The 10,800-nt window shown below is 59.2% G+C and carries 10 protein-coding genes; 5 read left to right on the top strand and 5 right to left on the bottom strand.

Annotation, left to right across the window (positions count from 1 at the left end):
• Positions 1-46 precede the first annotated feature (46 nt).
• Together AC1Q7O_RS00050 and AC1Q7O_RS00045 are read right to left on the bottom strand one after the other, a co-directional pair.
• Positions 47-1,024: a TniQ family protein gene (locus AC1Q7O_RS00050; RefSeq protein WP_492660307.1), complete on the bottom strand. Its 978-nt coding sequence runs from the start codon at positions 1,022-1,024 to the stop codon at positions 47-49.
• 249 nt (positions 1,025-1,273) lie between these two features.
• A complete protein-coding gene (locus tag AC1Q7O_RS00045) occupies positions 1,274-3,460 on the bottom strand; it encodes an HAD family acid phosphatase (protein ID WP_492660308.1) in 2,187 nt (728 codons plus the stop codon).
• Positions 3,461-3,762: 302 nt separating this feature from the next.
• Here AC1Q7O_RS00045 and AC1Q7O_RS00040 point away from each other — a divergent pair, with 302 nt between their 5' ends.
• Together AC1Q7O_RS00040 and AC1Q7O_RS00035 are read left to right on the top strand one after the other, a co-directional pair.
• Positions 3,763-4,353 carry a hypothetical protein gene (locus tag AC1Q7O_RS00040; RefSeq protein WP_492660309.1) on the top strand — a complete coding sequence of 197 codons (591 nt, stop codon included), beginning with the start codon at positions 3,763-3,765 and terminating at the stop codon, positions 4,351-4,353.
• Between the two features lie 3 nt (positions 4,354-4,356).
• Complete coding sequence (locus AC1Q7O_RS00035; RefSeq protein WP_492660310.1) at positions 4,357-4,881, top strand: hypothetical protein; 525 nt, start codon at positions 4,357-4,359, stop codon at positions 4,879-4,881.
• Between the two features lie 95 nt (positions 4,882-4,976).
• Here the strand turns inward: AC1Q7O_RS00035 and AC1Q7O_RS00030 are convergent, their stop codons facing one another.
• Positions 4,977-5,882 (bottom strand): hypothetical protein, encoded by a 906-nt coding sequence (locus tag AC1Q7O_RS00030; RefSeq protein ID WP_492660311.1) that lies wholly within the window; start codon positions 5,880-5,882, stop codon positions 4,977-4,979.
• Between the two features lie 21 nt (positions 5,883-5,903).
• On the opposite strand from AC1Q7O_RS00030, the gene AC1Q7O_RS00025 reads away from it, so the two are divergent.
• The 3 genes from AC1Q7O_RS00025 to AC1Q7O_RS00015 all read left to right on the top strand — a co-directional run bounded on the left by AC1Q7O_RS00025 (position 5,904) and on the right by AC1Q7O_RS00015 (position 9,346).
• Positions 5,904-6,800, top strand: coding sequence for a hypothetical protein (locus AC1Q7O_RS00025; protein ID WP_492660312.1), 897 nt, complete (start codon positions 5,904-5,906; stop codon positions 6,798-6,800).
• A 99-nt stretch (positions 6,801-6,899) separates the two neighbouring features.
• On the top strand, positions 6,900-8,468 hold the full coding sequence (locus AC1Q7O_RS00020; protein ID WP_492660313.1) for an ATP-dependent nuclease: 1,569 nt from the start codon (positions 6,900-6,902) through the stop codon (positions 8,466-8,468).
• Positions 8,465-9,346, top strand: coding sequence for an HNH endonuclease (locus AC1Q7O_RS00015; protein ID WP_492660314.1), 882 nt, complete (start codon positions 8,465-8,467; stop codon positions 9,344-9,346). Before AC1Q7O_RS00020 ends, AC1Q7O_RS00015 begins: the two co-directional genes overlap by 4 nt.
• A 46-nt stretch (positions 9,347-9,392) precedes the next feature.
• Here AC1Q7O_RS00015 and AC1Q7O_RS00010 read toward each other — a convergent pair whose 3' ends face one another.
• Both AC1Q7O_RS00010 and AC1Q7O_RS00005 read right to left on the bottom strand, forming a co-directional pair.
• A complete protein-coding gene (locus tag AC1Q7O_RS00010; protein WP_492662645.1) occupies positions 9,393-9,977 on the bottom strand; it encodes a hypothetical protein in 585 nt (194 codons plus the stop codon).
• A 225-nt stretch (positions 9,978-10,202) separates the two neighbouring features.
• Complete coding sequence (locus tag AC1Q7O_RS00005) at positions 10,203-10,661, bottom strand: hypothetical protein (protein WP_492660316.1); 459 nt, start codon at positions 10,659-10,661, stop codon at positions 10,203-10,205.
• Between the last annotated feature and the right edge of the window lie 139 nt (positions 10,662-10,800).

The following is a 10,800-nucleotide window of genomic DNA, read 5'->3' as shown; positions in this document are numbered from 1 at the left end:
GAGACAACCAGCTCGTTCTCAAAATCGCCTGAAGCTCCGGCAGTACCTAGGACCAGGCGCCCGATCGCACAAGCTTCATGTGCGTCGGAGGAACCCAGGAAGGGCACCGACGGCGCGCCTCGTTGTGACGGGTCAACATGGTGTCAGACCTGCTGCACAGCCCAGGTCTAGCGAACTGTGCTGCGCCGATTGCAAAGCTGACCTTGGCAAGAGACATCGCTATCGGATCTTCGCCAAAGACCCTTCGGTACAGCGTGGTCACCAGCGGTCGTTCCCGCACACCCAGCTTCGTCAGCAGCTCCCGTTCGGATTCGCAGCCCCATGCCCGCACCAGCGCCTGCGTGTCGACGGTTTTCACCCTTGCCATGTCCAGCCCGCAATCGTTGAACAGCACGTTACGCACCAACGCCTCTATGTCGAACAGGCCAGGGCTACGCTCGGGTCGACGGTCCTGCCAGATGTTGGTGGACCTGCACGTCTCGCAGCCGTCATGGGGTTGCCGGTGCCACACCGCGCGCGAGAAGGGAATCCCGCAATCGCCGCACTTGTACCTGAGCGCACAACCGTGCACCGCGCAGTTGCGCACGAACGGCAACTGGTGAAACGTCCGCCAAAAAGAGGTATCAAGCGCAGCCAGGTCCTCGGCCACGCAAGTCGGGCAGTAGGCTTTCGATCCACTTTGCAGGAGACCCACACGGCGACAGTCCGACATCAACCTTGCGGCCAACGGCGCGCCGGCAATGAATGCTTGACGCCAGAAGGTCAGTTGTGATGTCAGCAACATCCTCGACAGCAGTGGGAACATGGAATGGTCGTCGAGCAACTTATCCGCCGAGATGCCCGGCAAGGTCTTGACCGCCAACGCGTGTGCGCCAAATCCGAGGCCTTCATCAACGGCCCAGCGCAAGGATCCGACGTGCTTGATCAGGCCATTGCTACGCTTGTCAAAGGCTTCACATGCTGCGTACTTCTGATGTGCCAGCAACGACGAGATCGTTGCGAATCGTGGGATGCCTTGTGCCATGTCGTGTTTCAGTGGTACTCAACGAGATGACGACATTCTTTTGAACTTGGTCTTTCGCGTAAGCGCAGTTTTTGCCTTTGCGGCCATCGTGGGCATAGCAGCTAAAACGCACAACCTGCGACGGATCGATCTGAGTGAGGGGCTGGCAACGCATGGACTGTCTCTGCTCTTCTAGACAAACCACACTGCCCGGTCCCCGGTGAGTTTGACTCTGAATTCACTGGACCTACTGATGCGGCCGTCAGCGTCCTACCAAGCCAGATCCACCACCGTTGGGCAGTGATCGGAAGCGGCGAGCAGCGGCTCTGGAAAGCTAGGTGGGTTCGGCGACTTGGATCCGCCCAGCGCCCCGATGGACACCTTCGACACCGAGCCCACCGCGCTGGCCAGACTCTCTGACACCAGGACGTGATCGAGCCCGACTGGATTGCGGCAGCCGAGACCCGTCGACTTCGTCAGGACTGCGGAATCGGCTGAAGTGAGCACGGTGGTCTTGGACTTCTCGCAAGCGGCCTGTACGGCAGCATCACCTGGGCAATGCGCCGCCAGCAGCACAGCCTTCGACGCTGCCGGCTTGCCGTCGTTCACCTCAAGCAGCAGGTTGCGCGCCTGCACCGTGGATGGGCGGGGCGCTTGCAGATCGGTCGACCCATCGCTGCGCGTCGCTTCGGCTCCAGCGACCTTGTTCGCTTCGTGCCAAAGGTTGCGGTTGAAGTCGCCCAGAACGACGAAATGATCCACACCGTCTGCGAGGTGTTCGAAAACATCCTCCAGCGGCTGCACTTGCTCCCGCAGGATCTTGCAGTCCTTGGACGCCTCGTCGTCGTCCATGCTCTTCTTGTCCTTCTCCAGCGGCGACACGCAACTGGACTTCAGATGCACTGTCAGGAAGCGGATCGACTTGCCCCCAATCTTCAAAGTGATCGTCAGTCCCGGACGCACCTGATTCTCAGGCGCAAGCGCAGGGAGGGTCATAGAGGCGATGTCGGAACAGGATTCGACAGCCGGCCCAAAAGTCTTGCGCCAGGCAAAGGCCAGGCGCTGAACCTTGTACTTGGGCTCGAACGAGCAGACGTTGTAGTCGTTCGCTGCCGTGCCCAGGGCCTCGCGCACGGCGGCGACGCCGGATACCTCCTGGAACGCGATGACGTCGGCTTTGACGTCCCGGGCAAGGATTTCCGAGATCTGCCGGTCCCGCTTCTCATAAGCCGCCGCATTGACCGCAATGCCCTTGCGGGCAGGATCCTGGTAGGTATTGCATGGCGGCATGATCGACAGGTCGTTGCCGACGATGACTGGACGGGACTCGCTGATGAGCCAGCCAAGCGTTGCACCAGCGGTCCCGTCAGGCACGGGCTCCCACGCCTTCGTCGTCGAGTTCTTGACGAACATCTTTGAGCACGCTGCGATCCAAGGATCAAGCTCCGCCTTCGCGACATGCCACCCGAGGTTCCAGGTGGCCACACGAAGCGTCTGCGCGGTCATGGACTGCACCAGCCCATCCTTCGCCTTCGCCTTGATGAGCCGGCATGCCGTCCGCGCGGCGACCTGAGCTTCTGCACTCGAATCCGCGGGCTTAGGACACGTCTCGTTGGCGGCGCTTGCCAGATACCGCTCCCAGGAACCGTACGTCGGGTTGGGCACGACGAACCAGCGCCGGCCCCATTGCTCCGCGGCGTGCGCCAGATCTGCCTTGTTCTCATCGGTCTTCTTGTCCGCGCGAAGGTCGTTGCGGAGCTTCGACCCCACGAAGTCGCCCAGGTCGTCGCCGATGAGCATGGCGATCCACTTGGACTTCTTGGCCACACTTTCCCTGCGTGCCGTCTTGTCCGTCACGCCGCCGGTCGAAAACAGGAAAGCATCCTCATCCTTCGACCTGGCAAAGCCTTCGCTCTCCATCAGCGTCATCGTCTGGTCGAGCGCCGGGCACTTGCTCCTCGTTGCCTCGCCCGCGCATTCACGGTTGGTGACGTAGAAGACGTCGACGCCGAGCTCCTGCGCCCGCCGCGTGAACTCAGCAGCTCCCGGCACGGACAGTCGATGAAAGCGCTCTTTTGCGCCCTTCGCGGCTGAGGCAGCGACCCACTGGGCCCATTTGCCCGAGTTGTAGTCGTCACCCGTACGCTGCAGCTCGCCTTGGAAGGGCGAGTTGTCCAGGGCGGTCTCGTCCAGGTCAAGGATGACGGCGGGTTTCAAGCGCGCGATCTCCGCCGGCCGAAGCTTGAGCTGCTCCATGGCCACCGGAACGCATCCCTTGAGGCGATTCTTCTTGCGGTCACAGGAGCGGACGGCTTCCTCAAGGGCCAGCGTCGCCTGTCGGTAGACCTGCTGGGTTGAGGCGACGTACTCGACGCTGCGCTGCTGCCACAGCACCGCGTTTACTTGCTCCAGTGGTTCCGCGGCAAGGCAAGCTGTCGAAACCATGCAGGGCAGCATCCAAGCGCTCCACCGGCGAAGAGAAGTTTTCATCATGTCCTCCCAGTTCCCGTCGTCACCGAGTTCAGCCTAGATGGCTACCATGACGTTCTGGCAGGGAGCAGTGCGGTTGGCATCATCAATCTTCGGGATGGCCGCAGCCCGACCTGCTGCCAAGCCAGTCCCAGTCCTCGTCGACCTCGCCTCCCTTCAAGCTTGAGGTCGACCGTGGGCGAAGGCCACGAGCAGGGATTTCAGGTAAAGCGCTTGCGCCCTCCCCTGGCAGCATCGACCCAAGCTCCATAGGCAACTGGAGGACTGTCATGAATCTCCAAGATCTGAAACGGTTTGCACGCGATCTCAGACAAGAGCCTGACGAGCGTTTCATCGAACTTCAACGCTTTGGCCGCCAGGCCAAGCTGCGCGGCCACTACACGAAGGATGAGTTTCTGGCGGTTTGCCGTTGGAAAAGTCCACGGAGCAGCCCGCTGTGCCAAAGCAACTCAGCAGCCAAGGTGCGCGCGGCCACGCGAAAAGCCTTTGCTGCCGAGTGCGAGCAAACACGCATGGAAGCGCTGATAGCGCTGAACGGTGTTGCTGTGCCGAGCGCGTCAGCCTTGTTGGCTGCCTGGGACCCGACCAGGTTTGGTGTGATCGATGTTCGAGCCTGGCGCCTTCTTCATAACGCCAAAGCCGTCACACAAAACCGCCTAGGACAAGGTCTTTCGATCAGCAACTGGAAGCGCTACCTGAAGCTCATCCAGGATATGGCCCGCGACGTTGGAACGACTCCCCGACTGGTTGAACTGGCGTTCTACAACGCCCACAAGAGCGCATCGTCAGAACGCACGTTGTACGGGTCAAAACCACGGTCGGACGCAAAGTGGCGTTGCGCAGATGTCGAGTGCGAGTGAGGCATGCACGACGCCCCTTCTTCCGACTTTGACCGCTACCTGGATCGCCTGGATCTAGCTGCTATCGAGAGCGCTCGCGACAAGGTCGAGGAGTGCCGGTTCTTCCTGGGACTGGCGAGTGGCGACACCGATCGCGCACGGTTTCGCTGGCTGCTGAGCGCTTTCCTCAACGCCGCCTACAGCTACCTCGAGATGGCTGCCCTCGAGGCGCACTTCCGGTTCTGTGACCCTGATGGCAACACCTTCGCCGACGAGCAAACCCTTGCGACGCTGGAACAGCACGTCAAGGTCGACAAGGACCGCCGGGATCGTGTCAAAACCATCGCTGTCAGCCCGCTTGCTCAGCAACTGTTCAGCATCCGCAAAGGGAACACACACCATTTCCCGCTGTCGATCATGGAAGCCGGTCCCGCGTTGCCAGAGGGTTTCGAGATCGGCAGGTTCAGGGGCGAAGGCGTGCCCGCGCTAGCCTTCGCACGCGAGGCCATGGCACTGGTCGAACAGGTGCAGCGGGAGATTGACGAGTAGGTTGCGCCGGCGGGGTGGCGAGCGCACTGCTTTACTGCCTGATACGTCCGGCGAAACGCCGTCGCTGAACAACCTGGCCGACCAGGGCAGCCAGGTCAGCGGATGGGCGCTTGGCTCGTGCTTGCACCGCTGCGGATGTACTCGAACGCAGCGTGCTGCTTAGGCAGTTCCGGTGCAGTCAGGAATATCAGGCTCGCCATCTCCTCCTTGCAGTGCGCAGCAGCAATCAACTGATCAGCAAAACGCTCGGCGGCCTCAAACAAGTCATGGGCCATCGCGAAGGCTCTGATGACTTCGATCTGGGGTGAACCCGGCAGCACGTGGCGCAAGAACGTCCAATGCATGAACACCGCCAGCCTGCGGTGTTCAGGAGGCACATCAGGGAGGACTGAACAAACCTCCCGCAACATAGCCTCCCAGTGCGGCCTGCGTTCAGGGTGGTGATGAAGCTCCACAGGAACGATGATGAGGTGTTCGATCGCGTTATCGAGGTGAGTCAGCGCGTCTGCCAAGACTTGGCTCCAAGGCACGTTGTGAGCCAGCGCAATCTTGGGAACACCTTCAAGATGGAATCGGGCCGCGTGCAACACCTCGTGTCGGACCGCGCCATCCGGAAAGTAGCCGTTGGACGGCGCGTGGATCTGAATGCGCGTGGCTTCGATCTCCACCTCAAGGTTGCCCCATCCAAACGGGCCCATGCGATTCAGGCGGTCGTCAACAACGACCTGAATGTCGATTTGGGTGCGGCGTTGCACCTCAAGAACAAGCTCTTGGACGGGCCTGCTCAGGCGGCCGAGGAATTCGTGCTGCACGGGTGCGGCCTCAATGTGCGATTGGCGACACAGCGCGTGGCCACGATTCAAGTCGAAGCCGCTACCCGCGGCCGCGCCATTCGCGGACGCGCGCCCTTCATCTCTGCAAGTCTTTGATTGGATTATGTTTTTCCAAAACAATCCAACTAAATTTGTCGAGAGGATCGGGGTCTGGAGAATTCTGGACATCTCAACCAATCGACCATCGAGATGGGCAGCAAAGCAAGCCTTCCGGCAGTAGCGATCGCAAAGTTCCTGGCTGACGAAGGATGTCAGAACCAATGGCTGGCTGCCAGCCATGTCGGCCTGTACGTTCGCAAGAGCGTGCGCCCGCACTTGCGAGGCGAGTGGTACTTTGACCGTCATTGCCTTGACGTGGCTGCCTGGGAAGTGCGGCGCTACCAGTCGGTACGCAGGCACCGCCGGTACTCGCACGCGCACATCCGGCAACTCGTCGAGTTCATGAAAGAGATGGAACGCGCCGTCGTGATGCAGGGGTGGGCAGGCCTGTTTGTGGAATTGGTGCGCGACCAGACCCTTCAAAAGCACCTGCGGGAGTACGGCTACGTCCGCTGCGCCATGAACGACGATCCGCGCCCCTGCTTCTTCAAGTCGAGAACGTCGATCGTCGCGACGTCACCATGGGTGCGCAACTTCTGCGGGCGTGTGCATGCGCTGCCGAAGCCTTCGCTCAGCGCATTCGCTGCGGATCCGTCTCTGGCGGCGTACTGGATCCATGACCAAGCCAGCGGCTACCAGATCCTGCTCAAACGCGAACTGATCGATGCGGGCACACCGAAGCCCCAACTGAGGGTGACTGTCGTGGAGTTCAGTTGCGGCGTCGCAAAGAAGGTCGAGCTCGACAGCGAAGAGCTTCCTCCATCCGCGGAGCCTATGCTCGGACGACGCGCGATGGAGCGTGTGCTTGCGCGGGTCCAGCGAAGCGTTCAGGGCGTATCGCAGCTCGCCGTCCGTCTGGAAGGCGTTTGCCAACGTGAGGGAGAGCTCAGCGTCATGAACTGGCTGCTGAATCAGGGATACCACTTGGAACGCCACAACCGGATGCGGGAACCGATCACTGACCGCCTCGTCAAGCAGTTGCGTTAGCCTGTAGGCATCGTTTCCGGAATGTTGACGGACCCATCAGGCGCCACGAGGTGGATGCTGACGAGAATGTCCGTAGCCGGTTGAGGGAGTTCGCATCAAATGATCAATATCGTCTTTCTGGAGTTCGGAGACACTTCTTCGTCGCAGCGGCTAGAAACCTTCGAATTTCACCCGAACAACTGGGACGACTTCGGATTCAAGACGACGTTCTTCGTCACGTATGTAGACAGGGCGGGAACAAAGTTCAAGATAGGAACGACGCGTGTTGCCTACCGCGGCCAGGTCGATGGATGGACTTTGGACCACGTACGTGGTCAAACTTCTCCAGTCATTTTTTCCCTCGGGCAAGACGTCGAGTACTACCAAAGACTTCGACAGCAACTTGATCCTTCGGTCGTCGATCTCTATCTGAAAACGGTGGGCGACGTTGCCGCTCACGACGAGACCTTCCGTGACGCCCGGGACGAAGCGGTGTTTCGAAAATCCCTGATGCGTGACGTCAGCCTGTCGACGATCGTGGGCCAGTATCGGCGGGTGATCGAAGGAAAACCGGTCCTGACCCCATTTCGATTTCGCTACAAAGACCCGGGAGGTGAGGACCGTGGCGCTTTCAATCTGTACTTCGGAGTAAATCCTGGCACCAGACCATCGACCAACATCCACGTCTTGATTGGCCGAAACGGAGTTGGCAAGACAACCATCCTCAACAACATGGTCCGATCCATCGTAGCTCCCGATTCGAATCGAATCGATAGACCGAATGTCGTGACTGTTAATGAGTACGGTGTGGAGAACGATTCTGACCTTTCGGAGTTCAGCAGCGTCGTCTCTGTTTCGTTCAGCGCATTCGACCCTTTTGATCCTCCTTCGATTCCGCAGGATCGGTCTTCAAAAGTGGCCTACTTCTATGTCGGCATGCAGGACATCGCTACAGGCCTCACGGGTCAGGAGGGGCCGAACGAACTCAAGACAGTCAAGGAGAAGCGCCACCTCCGAAGCGAGTTCGTGAAGGCCTTGATGTCGTGCATGACGACAGACGGCAAGCGGGAGCGTTGGTCCGATGCTATCGAGCGTCTTGAGACGGACCGGAACTTCAAAGATCTCGCTCTCAGAGACTTGATCGAGCTGCAAGTATCAGAACTCACGCAGAGGTCCGAGAAGGTGTTTGACGACCTGAGTTCAGGTCACGCCATTGTCCTTCTGACCATGACGAAACTCGTCGCGTTCGTCGAAGAGAGGACACTGGTGTTGATCGACGAGCCTGAGAGCCATCTGCACCCACCGCTCTTGTCGTCGTTTATTCGAGCACTGTCTGATCTGCTCAACCATCGCAATGGCGTGGCCGTCATCGCCACTCATTCTCCAGTGGTTCTGCAGGAGGTTCCGCGACTATGTGGGTGGGTCGTTTCACGTGTCCGCAGCTCTGGAAGCTATGAACGCCCGCCTATTGAGACGTTCGGAGAGAACGTAGGTGTTCTCACGAGAGCAGTGTTTGGATTGGAAGTCGCCAAGTCTGGATTCCACGAATTGCTGCAGAAGGCCGTCGACGAGGGTGGATCGTTCGACGACATATTCTTGGACTTCGGGGAGCAACTCGGATTTGAGGCGCAGGCCCAACTGCGTGCAATGCTACGAACCCGCGACGAAGCCCGTGGCGGTGATCAATGAAGAGATTGGATTGCGCTGCGTTTGACTCAGCCACTCTCCTTGACACTTGCATCGGACAGCTTACATCGCCGGGCGACACCGGCCGGTTCGTTGCTGCAAAGGCCGATCTTCTCGATGGCTACGACGCGTATGTGGCGATGGCCGGTCAGCGGGCACTTTATGGCGCTCAGTCGTTCCTACATGGCAATGACAACCAGATCATCTGCGGCCAACTTACCAAGGGCGACCTAACTAGTCTGTACAGCAAGGTCATGCTCGACAAAGACGGCGCAGCGCGCAAGGTCTACGATCAACTGTTGGCGCTGCCGAGCCTGGCCACCTGCCCTTACTGTGGACTTGGTCAGGTTTACACGCTGGATCATTTCCTTGCGAAGGCCCGTTATCCACAGTTCTCAGTTCTCTGTCAGAACCTCGTCGCTTGCTGCGAAACATGCAACAAGAAGATGGGCGGCGGCGTCGCAACGGCCGACAACATTGGGGTGCATCCGTACTTTGAGGAGGCTGCGATTGAGGGCGTGACTTGGCTCACAGCAACGCTGCACGAGACCGCACCCGCTTCGGCTACTTTTCACGTCGGGCAGGTCGCTGCGTGGTCGCCAGAGCTGACGAAGCGGGTGAAGAACAATTTTGATCAGTTGGAACTGGCATCGAGGTACGCGGTGGCAGCGGCCAACGAGCTTGCCAGCAATGCAGAGATCTTGAAGCTGATGGGATCAGCGGTGGAAATCCGATCGCACCTGGAAAAGACGTCTGGCGGGCTGTCGAACTACGCACCGAATTCCTGGCGAGCGGCACTCCACAGAGCGCTTTTCGCCAGCGACTGGTACGTCAATGGTGGTTATGCAGCCAAGTCGCCAGGAATCGGACTGGCTCCGTGAACTGATCGTTCTTCTCGCCGCCCATGCAAACCAGATCCCACTGCTTTCATCTCGAGGGATCCTGCGCCTTCCTATTCACCGACTCGACGCCTTGAGGGGCCGTTGAAAACGCTTCTCTGGTTGCAGACTGCAGTTCCTTACTAGCCAGATCAAGGTACGGCAATGCAGCACGCAAGTTAACCGCAGCTTTATCGAACTCCTGTGTTGTCAAATTATCTTTGTCTTCAAGGCAACTGCGGGCCTGCCAGATTCTCGTGCGCGCTCTAGCAAGCAACGCGGCACAACCAGGCCACATTACCGCGACCTCCAAGAACTGGTCATCGCTAGGCACATAAATCTGGTTCAGACGCCGACGCCACGATAGATCTTCCTCGTGCGGCTTCTCATCTTTCGAGTGGCTCTCAAAGCACTCCGCCGCTGGCTTCACCACCTCATCCAGTCCAATAATCCACTCCACGAGACCAGAAGCTACCACCTTGGCGCGCGTATCGGCAGTGGCCTTCGCGTCACTTCTAGCCTGAGCATGGAGCCACCACGGAACAAGGATGGCCACCACGATAGCGACGACTGAGCCAATCGCCTGAACCCAGGCTGGGGCATCGTTGCTCGGAGCCGTGGAGGCTTGAGCCATGGCGCCTTCGGCCAAGGCCGCCGCCAGCGAGATCGCCAGATACCTAGACCGAGACAATGGACGATCTCCAATTCTGCTTGCAATAGCAGGTGCGTATTGGCAGGGCCTACTAGCAATGCAAGCCCCTGCGGATACATGCAGCCATCGACTTCTCACGCGCTGACTCCTCGTGACGTCGTCCTTGCAGTGCTTCAGGCAGGCAATGACATCGCAGGCGGCGCGCGATTAGGCGTCAGACTCTGGGAAGGATCTGGAAGGCGGCAACCCTTCGATCAAGCCACCGTGCTCCGACTTAGGCTTCGGTTTGGGGCCGAAGATAAGCTGCAGTTTCTCGGCTTCATCGTGAAAGCTCCGATAGAAGGGATGCTCCCTCGTCAGGTCCCCGTCGAAATCGTTCCCAAAGCGCCCTCGTCTGAAGTAGAGCTCGCGTAGACGGCGAAGCCGCAACCCCACCTCGTGATCGTCTTCCAAATCTAGCTCGTCGGAAGGAGCCTCTGCGACTCGGGCGAGGTGCCCGGAGACTTTTGTCATCTGCTGGGAGACCCAGACCAGGCTTCTTCCCACACGCTCATGCTCAGCAATGTCATCGCGCTTGGCACGCCATTGATTGAGGTCATCCGCACATCTGATCAAGACGTGCTGGAACTCGAGGAGATCTGCAATTCGAACTTCCTTCTTACTCATTGCAATCCCTTCATGAATCCATCTACTCGCTTGTCGGTGATTCCGGGGAGCGATGCCTCGCTTAGGGCTACGCTGAATAAGCCTTTGATTTCGGGGACGGCTTCCGCAGGCTGATCGCGGGGACGATTTGCGCAGTGAA

Source organism: Roseateles sp. GW823-FHT07B05 (genome assembly GCF_058794515.1).
Note: the sequence above shows the minus strand (reverse complement) of the source record. Positions and strands in the feature narration are given on the sequence as shown.

Coding starts and splice junctions, on each gene's coding strand:
- AC1Q7O_RS00040 (WP_492660309.1), top strand. CDS start 3,763: ATGAATCTCCAAGATCTGAAACGGTTTGCACGCGATCTCAGACAAGAG.
- AC1Q7O_RS00045 (WP_492660308.1), bottom strand. CDS start 3,460: ATGCTGCCCTGCATGGTTTCGACAGCTTGCCTTGCCGCGGAACCACTG.
- AC1Q7O_RS00050 (WP_492660307.1), bottom strand. CDS start 1,024: ATGGCACAAGGCATCCCACGATTCGCAACGATCTCGTCGTTGCTGGCA.
- AC1Q7O_RS00020 (WP_492660313.1), top strand. CDS start 6,900: ATGATCAATATCGTCTTTCTGGAGTTCGGAGACACTTCTTCGTCGCAG.
- AC1Q7O_RS00015 (WP_492660314.1), top strand. CDS start 8,465: ATGAAGAGATTGGATTGCGCTGCGTTTGACTCAGCCACTCTCCTTGAC.
- AC1Q7O_RS00035 (WP_492660310.1), top strand. CDS start 4,357: ATGCACGACGCCCCTTCTTCCGACTTTGACCGCTACCTGGATCGCCTG.
- AC1Q7O_RS00010 (WP_492662645.1), bottom strand. CDS start 9,977: ATGGCTCAAGCCTCCACGGCTCCGAGCAACGATGCCCCAGCCTGGGTT.
- AC1Q7O_RS00005 (WP_492660316.1), bottom strand. CDS start 10,661: ATGAGTAAGAAGGAAGTTCGAATTGCAGATCTCCTCGAGTTCCAGCAC.
- AC1Q7O_RS00025 (WP_492660312.1), top strand. CDS start 5,904: ATGGGCAGCAAAGCAAGCCTTCCGGCAGTAGCGATCGCAAAGTTCCTG.
- AC1Q7O_RS00030 (WP_492660311.1), bottom strand. CDS start 5,882: ATGTCCAGAATTCTCCAGACCCCGATCCTCTCGACAAATTTAGTTGGA.